At 65.3% G+C, this 16,407-nt stretch carries 14 protein-coding genes and 1 tRNA gene; 11 read left to right on the top strand and 4 right to left on the bottom strand.

Features of this window, described 5'->3' with window-relative positions:
- The first annotated feature begins 14 nt into the window (after positions 1-14).
- Together ABT392_RS12825 and ABT392_RS12820 are read left to right on the top strand one after the other, a co-directional pair.
- Positions 15-1,349 carry an adenylosuccinate synthase gene (locus ABT392_RS12825; protein ID WP_334276233.1) on the top strand — a complete coding sequence of 445 codons (1,335 nt, stop codon included), beginning with the start codon at positions 15-17 and terminating at the stop codon, positions 1,347-1,349.
- A 58-nt stretch (positions 1,350-1,407) separates the two neighbouring features.
- On the top strand, positions 1,408-1,929 hold the full coding sequence (locus ABT392_RS12820) for a phosphoribosyltransferase (protein WP_334276232.1): 522 nt from the start codon (positions 1,408-1,410) through the stop codon (positions 1,927-1,929).
- Positions 1,930-2,124: 195 nt separating this feature from the next.
- Here ABT392_RS12820 and ABT392_RS12815 read toward each other — a convergent pair.
- Positions 2,125-2,209: transfer RNA gene (locus tag ABT392_RS12815), tRNA-Leu, on the bottom strand.
- 91 nt (positions 2,210-2,300) lie between these two features.
- On the opposite strand from ABT392_RS12815, the gene rnr reads away from it, so the two are divergent.
- Positions 2,301-4,601, top strand: coding sequence for a ribonuclease R (rnr, locus tag ABT392_RS12810; protein ID WP_395386825.1), 2,301 nt, complete (start codon positions 2,301-2,303; stop codon positions 4,599-4,601).
- 27 nt (positions 4,602-4,628) lie between these two features.
- Here rnr and ABT392_RS12805 read toward each other — a convergent pair whose 3' ends face one another.
- From ABT392_RS12805 to ABT392_RS12795, 3 genes are read right to left on the bottom strand one after another with little or no spacing between them, the layout of a single operon-like run.
- On the bottom strand, positions 4,629-6,122 hold the full coding sequence (locus ABT392_RS12805; protein WP_395385597.1) for an NAD(P)H-hydrate dehydratase: 1,494 nt from the start codon (positions 6,120-6,122) through the stop codon (positions 4,629-4,631).
- A gap of 12 nt (positions 6,123-6,134) precedes the next feature.
- Entirely contained in the window at positions 6,135-7,442 is a 1,308-nt protein-coding gene (locus tag ABT392_RS12800; protein ID WP_395385598.1) for an FAD-dependent oxidoreductase, read from the bottom strand.
- Positions 7,442-8,800, bottom strand: a complete 1,359-nt coding sequence (locus ABT392_RS12795; protein ID WP_395385599.1) for an amidase — start codon at positions 8,798-8,800, stop codon at positions 7,442-7,444. Before ABT392_RS12795 ends, ABT392_RS12800 begins: the two co-directional genes overlap by 1 nt.
- Positions 8,801-9,009: 209 nt before the next feature.
- Here ABT392_RS12795 and rpsB point away from each other — a divergent pair, with 209 nt between their 5' ends.
- From rpsB to rseP, 8 genes are all read left to right on the top strand, one after another.
- Positions 9,010-9,756 carry a 30S ribosomal protein S2 gene (gene rpsB / locus ABT392_RS12790; protein ID WP_334276228.1) on the top strand — a complete coding sequence of 249 codons (747 nt, stop codon included), beginning with the start codon at positions 9,010-9,012 and terminating at the stop codon, positions 9,754-9,756.
- Between the two features lie 98 nt (positions 9,757-9,854).
- Positions 9,855-10,751 (top strand): translation elongation factor Ts, encoded by an 897-nt coding sequence (gene tsf / locus ABT392_RS12785; protein ID WP_334276226.1) that lies wholly within the window; start codon positions 9,855-9,857, stop codon positions 10,749-10,751.
- Between the two features lie 108 nt (positions 10,752-10,859).
- Positions 10,860-11,570: a UMP kinase gene (gene pyrH, locus ABT392_RS12780; protein ID WP_334276225.1), complete on the top strand. Its 711-nt coding sequence runs from the start codon at positions 10,860-10,862 to the stop codon at positions 11,568-11,570.
- A 40-nt stretch (positions 11,571-11,610) separates the two neighbouring features.
- Positions 11,611-12,171, top strand: a complete 561-nt coding sequence (gene frr, locus ABT392_RS12775) for a ribosome recycling factor (protein WP_334276224.1) — start codon at positions 11,611-11,613, stop codon at positions 12,169-12,171.
- Between the two features lie 5 nt (positions 12,172-12,176).
- The gene (gene uppS, locus ABT392_RS12770; RefSeq protein ID WP_334276223.1) at positions 12,177-12,908 is read left to right on the top strand and encodes a polyprenyl diphosphate synthase; all 732 of its coding nucleotides are present in this window, start codon (positions 12,177-12,179) and stop codon (positions 12,906-12,908) included.
- 83 nt (positions 12,909-12,991) lie between these two features.
- Positions 12,992-13,828: a phosphatidate cytidylyltransferase gene (locus ABT392_RS12765; protein WP_395385600.1), complete on the top strand. Its 837-nt coding sequence runs from the start codon at positions 12,992-12,994 to the stop codon at positions 13,826-13,828.
- On the top strand, positions 13,825-15,027 hold the full coding sequence (gene ispC / locus ABT392_RS12760; RefSeq protein WP_395385601.1) for a 1-deoxy-D-xylulose-5-phosphate reductoisomerase: 1,203 nt from the start codon (positions 13,825-13,827) through the stop codon (positions 15,025-15,027). The genes ABT392_RS12765 and ispC overlap by 4 nt, the downstream gene beginning before the upstream one ends.
- The gene (gene rseP / locus ABT392_RS12755) at positions 15,024-16,394 is read left to right on the top strand and encodes an RIP metalloprotease RseP (protein WP_395385602.1); all 1,371 of its coding nucleotides are present in this window, start codon (positions 15,024-15,026) and stop codon (positions 16,392-16,394) included. The genes ispC and rseP overlap by 4 nt, the downstream gene beginning before the upstream one ends.
- The last annotated feature ends 13 nt before the right edge of the window (positions 16,395-16,407 follow it).

Here is a 16,407-nt window from a genome sequence, read left to right as displayed (position 1 = left end):
AGGAACGAAAAATCATGCAAAGCGAAATCGCGCGCGGTCGCAATGTGGTCGTGGTCGGCACCCAATGGGGTGATGAAGGCAAGGGCAAGGTCGTCGACTGGCTGACCGATCATGCCGAAGGCGTGGTGCGATTCCAGGGCGGCCACAACGCCGGCCACACGCTGGTGATCAAGGGCGTCAAGACGGCGCTGCAACTGATCCCCTCTGGCATCATGCGCGACGGCGTGGCCTGCTACATCGGCAACGGCGTGGTGGTCGACCCCACCCATCTGCTGGGCGAGATCGAGCGCCTGGAAAAGGCAGGCGTTGAAGTGCGTTCGCGCCTTTTCATCAGCGAGTCCTGCCCGCTGATCCTGCCCTTCCACGTGGAAGTGGACAAGGCTCGCGAAGCCCTGCGGGAGAGCAGCGGCAGCGGCAAGATCGGCACCACGGGCAAGGGCATCGGCCCGGCCTATGAAGACAAGGTTGCCCGCCGCGCGCTGCGCGTGCAGGACCTGAAGCACCCGGATCGCTTTGCCAAGAAGCTGCGCGAACTGCTGGAGCTGCACAACTTTGCCTTGACCGGCTACCTGAAGGCCAATGCGCTGGAGTTCCAGCCGATCTTCGACCAGGCCATGAAGATGGCCGAGCTGCTCAAGCCGATGATGGCTGACGTGGGCTACCTGATCCACAAGGCCCACAAGGCTGGCGCCAACATCCTGTTCGAAGGCGCGCAAGGCACGCTGCTGGACATCGACCACGGCACCTACCCGTATGTCACGTCGAGCAACTGCGTGGCCGGCAATGCCGCTGCCGGTGCTGGCGTCGGCCCGCAGATGCTGCACTACATGCTGGGCATCACCAAGGCCTACACCACGCGAGTCGGCTCGGGCCCGTTCCCGACCGAACTCGAGTGGGAGAAGGAAGGCACCGTCGGCTACCACCTGTCGACCGTGGGCCAGGAAAAGGGCACCGTGACCGGCCGCGCCCGCCGCTGCGGCTGGCTGGATGCCGCCGCCCTGAAGCGCTCCATCATCATCAACGGCATCACCGGCCTGTGCATGACCAAGCTGGACGTGCTGGACGGCCTGGCCGAGATCAAGATGTGCGTGGGCTACGAGCTGAACGGCAAGACCACCGACATCCTGCCGCTGGACGGCGACGAGATCACGGCCTGCGTGCCGGTCTACGAAACCTTCCCTGGCTGGACGGAAACCACCTTCGGCGTGACCGACTGGAACAAGCTGCCGTTGAATGCGCGCCGCTACCTGGAGCGCGTCAGTGAAGTGATCGGCGCACCGATCGCCATGGTCTCGACCGGCCCGGACCGCGAGCACACGATTCTGTTGCAACACCCGTACAAGGCCTGAGGCCGAGAGCGGCAGCAAGCCCCGACACTAGCAATCACCGAATCAGGAGAAGTTCCCCATGTTGACCGACGACGGCAAGCATCTGTATGTGTCCTGGGACGAGTACCACCTGCTGACCGAGCGCCTCGCGCTGAAGGTTCACGCCTCGGGTTGGGAGTTCGACCAGATCCTGTGCCTGGCCCGCGGCGGCATGCGCCCCGGCGACGTGCTCTCGCGCGTGTTCGACAAGCCGCTGGGCATCATGTCCACCAGCTCGTACCGCGCCGAAGCCGGCACCATCCAGGGTCGCCTGGACATCGCCAAGTACATCACCATGCCCAAGGGCGAACTGGCCGGCCGCGTGCTGCTGGTCGATGACCTGGCCGATTCCGGCGTGACGCTGAAGGCCGTGGTTGAGCGCCTGCGCGGCATGCCTTCGATCACGGAGCTTCGCTCGGCGGTGATCTGGACCAAGTCGGTGTCGACCTACACGCCCGACTACTACGTCGAAATGCTGGAGACCAGCCCCTGGATCCACCAGCCTTTCGAAGAGTACGACGGCATGGGCCCCGAAGCGCTGGCCAAGAAGTTCAGCGTCTGAGGGCAGCCTCGATGACCCGCCAGCAAGCCGATCAGCAGTTCGGTTTGTTGACTGCCGTTTTCGAACGCGCAAAGAAAAAGGCCAGCACGCGAGTGCCGGCCTTTTTTGTTGTTCGTGCGCCCAATTGTTCCGTGGTTCGCATGATTGCGGGCCACAAATGCAAAGAGCCAGCACACTGTGCTGGCTCTTACAATTTGGTGCCCAGAAGAGGACTCGAACCTCCACGGAGTTACCCGCTAGTACCTGAAACTAGTGCGTCTACCAATTCCGCCATCTGGGCTAGTTTGCTCTGGAGCCGTGAAGCTCTTTTGCATTTCAGGAAAGACTAGGATTCTATCATCAAAAATTTTAAGAACGCAAGCGCACCCAGCCTGAGCACGGGCGGAACCGGTGGCGCGCTGCTCAGCGAGGTCGAGGGCAAGCTGCAGGGCCACCGTGATGGCCATGGCTTCCTGATACCTGACGACGGCCAGCCCGATGTCTATCTCTCCTCGCAGGAGATGCATGCGGTCATGCATGGCGACCGACTGCGCGTGCGCATCACGCGCTACGACAAGCGCGGTCGTCCCGAGGGCAAGGTGCTCGAGATCCTCGACCGCAAGAAGAAGCCCATCATCGGCCGCCTGCTGCTGGAGTCCGGCATCTGGCTCGTCGCGCCAGAAGACAAGCGCTTCGGCCAGGACATCCTGGTTCCGAAGAATGCCATCGCCAATGCGGTGGCTGGGCAGATTGTTTCGGTGGAGCTGACCGAACCGCCTTCGCTGTATTCGCAGCCGGTCGGTCGCGTGACCGAGGTGCTGGGCGAGATCGACGACCCCGGCATGGAAATCGAGATCGCGGTTCGCAAGTACGAGGTGCCGCATGCCTTCAGCGCGGCGACGCAGGCGCAGGCCGCCAAGCTGCCCGAGCGGGTCCGCAATGCAGACCTGAAGCATCGTGTTGACCTGCGCGACGTGGCCCTGGTCACCATTGACGGTGAAGACGCCCGCGACTTCGATGACGCGGTCTACTGCGAGCCGCACAAACAGGGCCGGGGCAAGACGGCCTTCAACGGCTGGCGTCTGATCGTCGCGATTGCTGACGTCAGCCATTACGTCAAGCCCGGCGAGCCGCTGGACGACGACGCGTATGAACGCGCCACCTCGGTCTACTTCCCGCGCCGCGTCATCCCGATGTTGCCGGAGAAGCTGTCCAACGGCTTGTGTTCCCTGAATCCGCATGAAGACCGTCTCGCGATGGTCTGCGACATGCTGATCGATGCCGAGGGCCAGACGCACGCCTACCAGTTCTACCCGGCGGTCATCAATTCACATGCGCGGCTGACCTATACCGAGGTCGCTGCGGTGCTGGGCAACACGCATGGCCCTGAGGCTGCGCGCCGCAAGGACCTGGTGCCGCATCTGCTGCATCTGCACGAGGTCTACCGGGCGCTCCTGGGCCAGCGCGCCAAGCGCGGTGCGGTGGACTTTGAAACCACCGAGACGCAGATCGTGTGCGATGACAACGGCAAGATCGAGAAGATCGTGCCACGCACCCGCAACGAGGCACACAAGCTGATCGAGGAGGCCATGCTGGCTGCCAATGTCAGCGCGGCCGACTTCATCGCCGGCGGCAAGCATGCTTCGCTGTTCCGTGTGCACGAGGGCCCGACACCCGAGAAGCGCACGGCCTTGCAGGCCTATCTGCGCGCGCTGGGCATCGGCCTGGGCATCAGCGATGACCCGAAGCCCGGTGAATACCAGGCGATTGCTGCAGCCACGAAAGACAGGCCCGACGCCACGCAGATCCATTCGATGCTGTTGCGCTCGATGCAGCAGGCGATCTACACCGGTGCCAACGGCGGCCACTTCGGCCTGGCCTATCCGGCCTACACCCACTTCACCAGCCCGATCCGCCGTTACCCAGACCTGCTGGTCCATCGCGTGATCAAGGCCCTGCTGGCCAGCAAGCGCTACCAGTTGGACGCTGGCAAGATGAACGTGCCGGAGCCGGCCAAGCGCCCCGGCCGCCCCAAGCCGATCAACCCGGCTAACGCGTCCACCGAAGCTGAGCGTTGGGAAGTCGTGGGTGCCCATTGCAGTGCCAACGAGCGCCGCGCTGACGAGGCCTCGCGCGACGTCGAGGCCTGGCTCAAGTGCCGCTACATGCGTGAGCACCTGGGCGAAGAGTTCAGCGGCACGGTCAGCGCGGTGACGAGCTTCGGCCTGTTCGTGCAGCTCGACCAGCTGTACGTCGAAGGCCTGATCCACATCACCGAGCTGGGTGGCGAGTACTACCGCTTCGACGAGGTGCGCCAGGAGCTTCGCGGCGAGCGCACGGGCATCCGCTATGCGACTGGCGCGCGGGTGCAGGTGCAGGTCAGCCGGGTCGACCTGGACGGCCGCAAGATCGATTTCCGCCTGGTGCGTGATGGTGAGGATGCGCGCCCCAGCGCCAAGCCGCCGCGCGACAAGACGCATCAGCCCAAGGAAGTGCCCAAGACCGCCGTCGAGGCGCTGGAGCAGGTCCGGCGTGAGGACAGGACGGTCAAGGCAGGTGGTCGCAAGGCCAAGCCGAGCAAGCCCGCACGGCCGCCCAAGGTGGCTGCTGAAGCGCCGCCAGCCCATCCGGTCAAGGCGGCTCGCACGAAGGCCCGCGCTGGCGCCGAAGCCCGCACCCGTAAGCGTCGTTGATGGAGATTGCCTGACTGCGCGGCGCCTTCAGGGGCGCTGGTGCAGGCTGTGCATGCGTTCGATCAGATCGCTGGCCCGCAAAGGGCCGGCGTTTTGTGCGTCCGCCGCAGCGCCGTGCCAGTAGACGGCCCGGCAGGCCATCGCGAGTTGATCTGCCTGGCCAGCGCTTGCGCCGCCCTGAGCCCACAGGCCGCCGATCCAACCCGCCAGCACATCGCCGCTGCCCGGCGTCGCCAAGGCCGCATTGCCGCTTGAGTTGATCGAGGGCAGGGCGCCCGGGCTGAGCACGATGCTGCCGGAGCCCTTCAAGACAATGCCGCAGCGATAGCGTTGAACCAGCGCTTCGGCGGCGGCCAGGCGATTAGCTTGGACCTCACCGCTGCTGCAACCCAAGAGGCGCGCGGCCTCCAGCGGATGTGGCGTGAGCCAGGTCGACTGCTGCCGGGTGCCGCGCTCGCGCAGCTGGGCCTGTAGCGTTGGATCGGTGGCAATGCAGTTCAGGGCGTCGGCGTCGAGCAGCAGCCGTTCGGCTTCGGTGAGCAGCGTTGGCAACAAGGCTGCGATGGCCTCGCCGGCGCCGCAGCCCGCCACAAGCACGCGGCCTTGCCACGCTGCCGGATCGCCGAGCTTTGCGGCTGGCCAGTGCATGAGCTCGGGCCGCCCTGGATCGGCGATATCGCCAGTCTCGCCAAGCAGGCCGAGATAGACGCGACCGGCACCGCTCGCCAAGGCTGCGCGCGCGGCAAGACGTGCGGCGCCTTGCATGCCGGGTGAGCCGCCGATCACCAGCACATCGCCGCGGCTGCCTTTGTGGGCGGCATGCCAGCTCGTGGTGCGGGCGCTCATGGCGTTTGCGCCGATCAATTGGCAAGGACCATCGGCCGGCACGGCCATGCCGAGATCATCGAACCAGATGCGGCCGGCTGCTTCGCGACCTTGTCCGGTGAAGAGGCCGGTCTTCAAGGTCAGGAGCGCCAGCGTGTCTTGTGCGCGGACCCACGAGGCGCCGTGGACGCTGCCCGTTTCGCTCGCCAGCCCGCTGGGCAGATCGACCGACAGCACCGGTACTGCCTGGGCATTGATGCGTTCAATGGTGGCTGCGATCGGCCCTTCTGGCTGGCGGCTCAGGCCAAGCCCCAGCAGTGCGTCGATCAACAGCCCGGCACCTGGGCAATCTCTCCATCCTTGGCTGATGGTGACGCCCGCTGCCTGCGCTTGCGCGAATGCCCGGGCTGCGTCGGGCGGTGCCGCCTTGCCTGCGTCGATCAGGCTCACGACCGGCTCGCGGCCCGCAGCCAACAGCAAGCGCGCCGCAACCAAGCCATCGCCGCCGTTGTTGCCTGGCCCGCAGACGATGTGGATGCGCCTTGCATGCGGCTGCAGCGCCAGCGCGAGCTTGGCGAGTGAGAGCCCGGCGCGTTCCATCAGCGGCGGCTGGTGATCGCCGGCCTCGAGCGCCCGGCATTGCGCCGCGCTGTGCAGCGGACGCGAAAAAGGCGCGGGCAGGACCTGGGTCAGCATGGCGCCAGCTTGTCAGCGCAGCCTGGAAATGTCCATGCCGGCCAGGTCGACCGCGCTTGCCCGGCCGGCCATCTGGTCGGCCAGGGCGCGCGCCGCACCATTGGCAAGCGACCAGCCGCCGTCGGCGTGCGCCGTGTTCAGCCAGACGCCAGCCAGGCCGCTCGCGCCCAGCAGCGGCAAGCCGTCAGCGACGCGAGTACGGGCGCCGCGCCAGCGCTGGACCGCGCCGTATTGGGCAGCTCCCGGGAACCAGTCATGCAGCACCTTGTGCAGCGTATCCGTGGCGCGCTGGCTCATCTGCGCAGAGCGGCCGCCGATTTCGGTCACGCCGGTGACCCGCACGCGCTGGCCGATGCGGCTCATGCTCACGTGGTACTGGGCATCAACCAGGCCGGAACGCGGGCCCAGGTCCGGATGGGCTTCAAGCTGCCGCAGCGGTGCGGTGATCGAGTAGCCCTGCCAGGTCATCAGTGGCAGCTTGAGGCCCAGCGGCCTCAGCAGCGCGGCCGAGTCACCTGCCGTGCAGATCACCACGGCATCGAAGCTCTCCAGCTGCGGCTCCATGGTCTCTGGGCGGGTGTCACCGCCCGAGTCGCTGTCGGGGCCGGCTGCTGCGAGGCTTTCCTCCGGCGGCGTGTAGGCATGCAGGATCTGCGGCTTCGCGCCGGGCTCGATGCGTTGCACGGTGGTGTGGAAGCGGAATCGGACGCCGAGGCGGCGCGCCTCGCCGCGCATCAGGTGCGCGAATTGGCGGCAGTTGCCGACCTCGTCCTGAGGCAGGCGGATGCCGCCGGCCAGCGGCGTATCCGGGCTGAGACCAGGCTCCAGTGCAAGGCATTCGGCTGCGTCCAACTGCCGGTGTGGCAGTCCAAGCTCGGTCAGCAGCGTCAGACCGGCCTTTACAGCGGCCAGCTCACGAGCGCTGCGCAGCAGCATCAGCAGGCCTTCGCTGCGCTCGTAGTCGAGCTGCAGCGAGTGACGCAGCTCGGCCTGGCGAGCCTGGCTGTAGCTGAGCAGGGGCTGCAGGCGCTTGGCGTTTTCGGCGTTGAAGCAGGTTGCGCGCCACACGGCGGGTGAGAGCAGCTTTGTCGCACTCAAGTGCAGCGAGCTGTGCTTGCGCCTGGGCTGCAGCAAAGCGCGGCGACCGAGTGCGCTCCAGGCCGTCAGGTAGGCCGGCGCCATCAAGCCGCCGTGGGCGAAGCTCGATTCGGCAGCCACGCTGCCGCGTCGCTCGAACACGGTCACTTCATGGCCATCGGCCGCGAGCTCGAAGGCGCTGCAGACGCCGGCAATGCCGGCGCCGATCACGGCAACTCGCATCACTGCACTCCCGCGGCGAGCGCCGCTTCGATCTGCAGCGCCAGCGAGAGCAGGCGATCGTCCTGATGGGCCGTGCTCCACAGCATCAGGCCAACGGGCAGTTCGCCAGGCTGCTGGCAAGGCAGGCTGATCGCGCAGCCGTCCAGCATGTTCACGACGGCCGGGTTGCGCAGCACGAGGCCATTGGTGGCCATGTAGGCGTCGAGGCTCGCCTCAAGTGGCGCCAGCTCAGGCGCGACCACCGGCACGGTGGGGCTGATCACGGCATCGAAGCCAGTCAGATCGGATTGCATGTCGGCAATCCAGTCGCGGCGAAGCGCCTGCAGATCGATGTAGTCGGCAGCGCTGATGGCGGCGCCGCGCTGGATGCGTGTGGATACGCGGGAGTCGTACATGGGGATCAGTTCTTGCATTCGGTGTCGGTGCCAGGCCCAGGCTTCAGCGGCTACCAGGCCACCCTGGGCCTGCAAGGCCGCCAGGCCTTGCAGGCAGGGCAGGGAGATTTCTTCGATCTGTGCGCCCTGCTGGCGCAATACCTGCAGGCTGCGCTGGAAGGCGAGGCTGACGGTGGCGTCCATGCTGTCGAGCAGCAGAGGCTCAGTGACGAGCGCCAGGCGCCAGGCCCGCAGCGGGCGCGGCACGATAGCCACGCGGCGCGCGGCGAGGATCTCGTGGATCAGTACCGCATCGCGAACGCTGCGCGTGATCGCGCAGACCGTGTCAAGCGAAGTCGACAACGGAATACTGCCGTCGCGGGGCGTCAGCGCTGCGGTGCTCTTGAAACCGACCAGACCCTGGAAGGCGGCCGGGATCCGGATCGAACCGCCGGTGTCCGAACCCAGTGCGGCCCAGGCTGCGCCGGTGGCCACCGAGACGGCAGCGCCCGAGCTGGAGCCGCCGGGAATCCGTTCCAGGCCATCGAGCGGGCGCGTGACCGGATTCAGGGGCGTGCCGTGATGCGCATTGATGCCGAGGCCGGAAAAGGCGAACTCGGTCATGTTGGTGTGACCTACCAGGGCGGCGCCAGCGGCACGCAGGCGGGCCACTGCGGCGCCATCTTGAGCAGCCGGGCCCGCGTCCGTCAGCGACGCCGAAGCGGCCGTGGTGGGCTGCCCAGCAACATCGAACAGGTCCTTGATGCTGATGGCCAGCCCGGCCAGAGGTGCAAGCGGCAGGCCGGCGGCCTGCAGTTCATCGCACTGGCGAGCGTGCAGTAGGGCGCTGTCGAAGAAATCGCGCACCCAGGCGTGACTACAAGCTTCGCTGCGAGCGGCGGCCAGGCTTTTCGTCATCGCTTCGACGGCGCCAAGGCGGCCCGCATGTCGCTGCTGCAGTGCAGCGCTCAGGTCATCAGGCATCAAGGGTGATATACTCGTTGGGTTTTGCCGCATGCCATAGGCGTTTTGCCTGGTGTGCTCGAGCGAAATAAATCGCAAACCGGCTACTGAAAGGTGTCGTCCTGCAAAGACGTAAAAGACGTAATACACGTCGCACGTCGCACGTCGCACGTCATGTGTTGCAGAACGATTCGCAGCCGGATTTTAGATCCAACCTTCGGAGTTACTTCATGTCCGTCACGATGCGCGAAATGCTGGAAGCCGGTGTCCACTTTGGTCACCAAACCCGCTTCTGGAACCCCAAGATGGCCCCGTTCATTTACGGCCATCGCAACAAGATCCACATCATCAACCTCGAAAAGACGCTGCCCAAGTTCGAGGAAGCGATGAAGTTTGTGCGCAATCTGGCGTCCAAGCGCGGCAACATCCTGATGGTCGGCACGAAGCGTCAAGCCCGTGAAGTCATTGCCCTGGAAGCCCAGCGTTGCGGCATGCCCTACGTCGACTCGCGTTGGCTCGGCGGCATGATGACCAACTTCAAGACGGTCAAGGGTTCGCTGAAGAACCTGAAGGACATGCAAGCCCAGGTTGATGCCGGCACGCAGCCCGCCATCAAGAAGGAAGCCCTGCTGTTCCAGCGCGAAATCGCCAAGCTGGAAAAGAACATCGGCGGCATCCAGGACATGACTGCACTGCCGGACGCCATCTTCGTGATCGACGTCGGCTATCACAAGATTGCCGTTGCCGAAGCCAAGAAGCTGGGCATCCCGGTGATCGGCGTGGTTGACACCAACCACTCGCCCATCGGCATCGACTACATCATCCCGGGCAACGACGACTCGGCCAAGGCCGTGGCTCTGTACGCCCGCGCTGTCGCCGACGCCGTGCTGGAAGGCCGTGCCAACGCCGGCAACGAGGTGGTGCAAGCCGCCGCACCGGCAGGTGATGAATTCGTGGAAGTGAACGAAGGCAACTAAGCCCTCGTCACACCCATGCGAAGGGGCTGCTTACAGCCCCTTTTTTCCAAGTTGATTTTTTGTTCGGGCGCTTGTCGCCCGGGTGATGGAGACTGAAGATGGCTGCAATTACCGCAAGCATGGTGGGTGAGCTGCGCGCTCGCACCGACGCTCCGATGATGGAGTGCAAGAAGGCCCTGACCGAAGCCGATGGCGATCTGGGTCGTGCCGAAGAAATCCTGCGCGTCAAGCTGGGCAACAAGGCTGGCAAGGCCTCGTCCCGCGTGACGGCTGAAGGTGTGGTCGCCACGGCCGTGGTCGCCGGTGTCGGCGCCCTGGTCGAAGTGAACTGCGAAACCGACTTCGTGTCGAAGAACGATGCCTTCCTGGCCTTCGTGAACGCCATCGCTGGCCTGATCGCTACCGACGCTCCGGCCGACGTGGCTGCCCTGTCGGCTCTGCCGCTGTCGCAGGAAGGCTTCGGCCCGACGGTGGAAGACGTGCGCAAGGGCCTGATCGGCAAGATCGGCGAGAACATGACGATCCGCCGCTTCCAGCGCTATGCCGCCGGCAACAAGCTGGCCACCTACCTGCACGGCACCCGCATCGGCGTGGTCGTTGAATTTGACGGTGACGAAATCGCCGCCAAGGACGTCGCCATGCATGTGGCCGCCATGAAGCCGGCCGCCCTGTCGTCTGCCGACGTGCCTGCCGAGCTGGTCGAGAAGGAGCGCAAGATCGCTGCCGAGAAGGCCGCTGAGTCCGGCAAGCCTGCTGAAATCGTCGCCAAGATGGTCGAAGGCTCGGTGCAGAAGTTCCTGAAGGAAGTCTCGCTGCTGGACCAGGTCTTCGTGAAGGCCGCCGACGGCAAGCAGTCCGTCGCTGCGATGCTCAAGGAAAAGGCCACCAACGTGAAGGGCTTCACCCTGTACGTGGTTGGTGAGGGCATCGAGAAGAAGGTGGACGACTTCGCCGCCGAGGTGGCCGCCCAGGTGGCCGCCGCCAAGGGGCAGTAAGCCTCCTGATACAAAGGGCGCCTCTGGCGCCCTTTACACTTGTGCCTGCGTTGTTGCCGAGGGGCGGCAACGCGGTGCCTCACACCCAACGCAGACTCCGAGGTCACAATGCCCGCGTACAAGCGCATCCTGCTCAAGCTCTCCGGTGAAGCCCTGATGGGTGACGATGCATACGGCATCAATCGCGCCACCATCGTGCGCATGGTCCAGGAGGTTCGCGAGATCACGCAGATGGGGGTCGAGGTGGCCGTCGTCATCGGCGGCGGCAACATCTTCCGTGGCGTCGCTGGCGGTTCCGTCGGCATGGACCGTGCTACGGCCGATTACATGGGCATGCTGGCCACGGTCATGAATTCGCTGGCCCTTGCCGACACCATGCGCCAGGAAGGCATCACCGCCCGCGTGATGTCGGCCATCGCCATCGAGCAGGTGGTCGAGCCCTATGTGCGCCCCAAGGCGCTGCAGTACCTCGAGGAAGGCAAGGTCGTTGTCTTTGCCGCCGGTACCGGCAACCCCTTCTTCACCACGGATACCGCCGCTGCGCTGCGCGGTGCCGAGATCGGTGCCGAGATCGTGCTGAAGGCCACCAAGGTCGATGGCGTCTACAGTGCCGACCCCAAGAAGGACCCCGAGGCCACGCGCTACTCGCGCATCACGTTCGACGAAGCCATCAGCAAGAACCTGCAGGTCCTGGACGCTACCGCCTTTGCGCTGTGCCGCGACCAGAAGCTGCCGATCAAGGTGTTCTCGATCTTCAAGCAGGGCGCCCTGAAGCGCGTCGTGATGGGCGAGGACGAAGGCACCCTGGTCCACGTCTGAGAGACGCAAGAAGTAGCAAGACCCACGTTCGAGAATCATCATGAGCATTGCAGACATCAAGAAGAACGCCGAAGCCAAGATGGCCAAGTCCGTCGAGGCGCTCAAGAACGAATTGCACAAGATCCGCACCGGCCGTGCCCACCCGGGCCTGCTGGATCAGGTGAGTGTTGACTACTACGGCTCGATGGTGCCGATCTCGCAGGTGGCCAATGTGACCCTGCTCGATGCCCGCACGATCAGCGTCCAGCCCTGGGAAAAGGGCATGGGCGCCAAGATCGAGAAGGCGATTCGCGAGTCGGACCTGGGCCTGAACCCGGCCAGCCAGGGCGAGTTGATCCGCGTGCCGATGCCGCCGCTGACCGAAGAGCGCCGCCGCGACCTGACCAAGGTCGTGCGCAACGCCGGTGAAGACGCCAAGATCGCCGTTCGCAACCTGCGCCGCGATGCCAACGAGCATGCCAAGAAGCTCTTGAAGGACAAGGAGATCGGTGAGGATGACGAGCGTCGCAGCCTGGACGAAGTGCAGAAGCTGACCGACCGCGTCATTGCCGAGATCGACAAGCTGATCTCTGGCAAGGAAGCCGAGATCCTGGCCGTCTGAAGCCCGTGAGCGAAAGCATCAGCAAGGCGGTACCGCGCCACGTCGCCATCGTGATGGATGGCAATGGCCGCTGGGCCAAGAAGCGCTTTCTGCCGCGCTTCTTCGGCCACAAGCAAGGGGTCGATGCCCTGGTCAACGTGATCCAGGCCTGTATCGATCGCGAGATCGAGTACCTCACCGTCTTTGCCTTCTCCAGCGAGAACTGGAAGCGCTCCAGCGACGAAGTCTCCGGGTTGATGGGCCTGGTGCTGGCCGCCGTGTCGCGCTACCTGGCGCGAATCGGCGACATGGGCGTGCGCATTCGCATCGTTGGCGACCGCGAGGCGGTTTCCGAGAAGCTGCGCAATGCCTGGAACGAAGCCGAGACCCGCACGCAAGACAACAAGAAGCTGACGCTGTCGGTGGCCTTCAACTACGGCGGCCGCTGGGACATCGTGCAGGCCTGCAAGGCCGCGATGCAGGCCGGCGTGCCACCCGAGCAGCTGACCGAAGCCAAGCTCTCGGAATTCACGGCGATGAGCTATGCGCCGGACCCGGACCTCTTCATCCGTACCGGCGGCGAGGTTCGCATCAGCAACTTCCTGCTCTGGCAGGTGGCCTATACCGAGTTTGTCTTCTCCGATTGCCTGTGGCCCGAGTTTGGTGCCAAGCAGCTCGATGCGGCCATTGAAGCCTTCCGTGAACGCGACAGGCGTTTCGGTGGCGTCAAGGAAGCACCGGCCCTGGCGGGTAGCTGACATCATGAGCCCCCACGTTCACTTCGTTCCCTGCCCCCCGAGGGGGCGCACAGCGCCCTTTGGGCAGCCGGGCGGGCACTGACATGCTGCGCACACGCATCATCACCGCCCTCGTCCTGCTGGCCATTCTGCTGCCAGCCATTTTTGCCGCTTCGCCCTGGCCGTTTGCAATCCTGACCCTGGTGATGATTGCTGCCGGTGGTTGGGAATGGGCCAAGCTCAACGGCCTGCCTCAAGCTCCGGCCCTCAGCTTTGGTGCTGCGATCGCCGCTGCCTGCGGAACCACGCTGCTGGCCCTGGGCCTCAGCGCGCCGCCGGCCTGGTGCTGGTGGCTTGCCGGCAGCTTGTGGGTGCTCGGCGGCGCCTATGCCTTGCGCAGTGGCGTCAAAGGCTGGCCGCAGATTCCTCAGCTGCTGCGCATGGTGCTTGGCGCCGTGGCGCTGTGGGCCGCCTGGCTGGCGATTGCGCAGGCCAAGGCCATCGGGATCAATTTCCTCTTGTCCATCTTTTGCATGGTCTGGATGGCCGACATCGCCGCCTATTTTGGTGGCCGCACCATGGGCCGTCGCAAGCTGGCGCCGGCCATCAGTCCGGGCAAGAGCTGGGAAGGCGTCTGGACTGGCATGGTGGGCGTGCTCCTGCTGTCGGTGTTCTGGACCGCGGTGATCGAGCATCATTTCAAGATCGATTCACCCAGCCTGTTCCAGTTGCTGCAACGTCAGCCCTGGCCTGTCGGCACGCTGGCCCTGATATTCCTCTCCAGCATGAGTGTTGTTGGCGATCTGTTTGAATCGCTGATCAAGCGCGCCGTCGGCGCCAAGGACAGCAGCCAGTTGCTGCCCGGCCACGGTGGCGTGCTGGACCGTGTCGATGCGCTGTTGCCGGTGTTCCCGCTGGCACTGGCGCTGAGCAGCCTATGAGCATGAATTCCACGCGCCCGCAGCGCATCTCCATCCTCGGTTCCACCGGTTCCATCGGCACCAGCACCTTGGACGTGCTGGGTCGTCACCCGGAGCGCTACGAGGTGTTCGCGCTCAGCGCGATGTGCCGCGTGGATGAGCTGGCCGCCCAATGCCTGCAGTGGAAGCCGCGCTTCGCCGTCATGCCTGACGCAGCCCTGGCCCGCCAGTTGCGCGAGAAGCTGCGCGAGCAGGGCGGTCACACCGAGGTGCTGGACGGCGCTCGGGCGCTGTCCGACATCTCCGCGCACCCCGACGTGGACATGGTGATGGCCGCCATCGTCGGCGCGGCCGGCCTCGCGCCGGCGCTGGCCGCGGCGCGCGCCGGCAAGCGCCTCCTGCTGGCCAACAAGGAAGCCATCGTGCTCGGTGGCGCGCTTTTCATGCGCGCGGTCGAGGAGGGCGGAGCCACGCTGCTGCCCGTGGACAGCGAGCATTCGGCCATCTTTCAATGCCTGCCCGAAGACCGCAAGACCTGGCACCAGCGCATCGATCACATCGTGCTGACGGCCTCTGGCGGCCCGTTCCGCCAGCGTGACCCCGCCACCTTGCGTGACGTGACGCCCGACCAGGCCTGCGCACATCCAAACTGGGTGATGGGCCGCAAGATCTCGGTCGATTCGGCCACCATGATGAACAAGGCGCTCGAGGTGATCGAGGCGCGCTGGCTGTTCGACCTGAAGCCCGAGCAGGTTCGGGTGCTGATTCATCCGCAAAGCCTGATCCATTCGATGGTCGTGTGCCGCGACATGTCGGTGCTGGCTCAACTGGGCACGCCCGACATGCGGGTGCCCATCGCCTATGCCCTGTCCTTCCCCGAGCGCATCGAATCGGGCGCACAGCGCCTGGATCTCCTGACCTGCCCGTCGCTGAGCTTCGAAGAGGCGGACGAGCGGCGCTTCCCGGGCCTGCATCTGTCTTGGGCAGCGCTGCGTGGCGCCGAAGGTTCCACGGCTGTTCTCAATGCCGCCAATGAAGAGGCCGTCGCGGCCTTCCTGGCGGGCAGTCTGCGCTTCGACCAGATCCACCAGGTCAACCAGGCCTCGCTGGAGCAATTGCAGCCCGAGGCTGGCGAGTGTGAAAGCGTCGAAGGCCTGCTGGCCCTCGATGCCCGGGCCCGGCGGCATGCGCAAGACCTGATGAAGGCCATTTCCGCGTGACTCTGCAGATCCTCGGCTTTCTCCTGACCGTCGGCATCCTGGTGCCGGTGCACGAGTTTGGCCACTACTGGGTTGCTCGCCGCTGCGGCGTGAAAGTGCTGCGTTTCTCCATCGGATTCGGCCGTGTGCTCTGGCGCAGACAGGCCCATCCGGGGGCAACCGAATTCACCTTGAGCCTGTTGCCGTTGGGCGGCTATGTGCGCATGCTGGACGAAAGCGAAGGCCCGGTGCCAGCAGACATGCGCGAGCAGGCCTTCAACAACCGGCCGCTGAAGGAACGCGCGGCCATCGTCGCGGCCGGGCCTCTGATCAACCTGCTGCTGGCCGTGCTGCTGTTTGCGGCAGCCAGCTGGCTGGGTGTCGAAGAGCCGAAATCGGTACTGAGCGCGCCGCATGCCGGCAGCCTGGCCGAACGCGCCGGCCTGCGGGCAGGTGACTGGGTGCAGGCTGTTTCGACCGATGGCCAGACCTGGACCGAGCTGCAGTCCTTGCCCGAACTGCGCTGGCACCTGATGCGTTCGGTGTCGCGTGGCGAACGCCTGGTGCTGAGCGTGAGTGACCGTGCCGGCCATGGCCGACGCAGCGTCACGCTGGAAACCGATCTGATACCCAAGGGCGAGCTCGACGCCCAGCTCTTGAAGCGCATCGGCCTGGGCCTGCCGTTCAGTGAACCGGTGCTGGGCCAGCTCAACCCGACCGGTGCGGGCGCACAGGCGGGCTTGCTCAAGGGAGATCGCGTGCTGAGTGTCGATGGCGTCGCGCCCTCCGATGCTGCGGCCCTGCGTGAACGCATCCGGGCGGCCGTCGATGGCGAGCAGGGCCGAGCGATGCAATGGAAGATCGAGCGTGCCGGCCAGGTGCTGGAGCTGCAGGTCACGCCGCAGGCCGTCCAGAGCGGCGAGAAGAAACAGGGCCGTATCGAGGCCATGGTGGGCGCGCCGCCCGAGATGGTCACGGTCAGCCGATCCCTTGTTGATGCGTTGATGGGCGGTGTCGAACGCACCTGGGAGGTCTCGACGATGACCTTGCAGGTCTTCGGTCGCATGCTTGTCGGCGAAGCATCTTTGAAGAACCTCAGCGGCCCACTGACCATTGCCGACTATGCCGGCCAGTCCCTGACCATGGGCCTGAGCTACTTCCTGAGCTTTCTTGCACTGGTGAGTGTCAGCCTCGGCGTCCTGAACCTGCTGCCCTTGCCGATGCTCGATGGGGGACACCTGATGTATTATCTTTTCGAGGGTCTGAGCGGTCGCCCCGTCTCGGAGTGGTGGCACAGGCAGCTGCAGCGCGTAGGCGCGTTCGTCCTGCTGCTGATGATGGCGCTTGCCCTGTCTAACGATATGGCCCACAAGCTGGGCCTGTACTGAATCTCCGTTCGCA

This window comes from Paucibacter sp. JuS9 (assembly GCF_044043925.2).
In the GTDB taxonomy this organism is placed as follows: Bacteria; Pseudomonadota; Gammaproteobacteria; order Burkholderiales; family Burkholderiaceae_C; genus JAUASW01.
The sequence above is the reverse complement of the archived record's forward strand: the minus strand, read 5'-3'. Positions and strand labels throughout refer to the sequence as shown.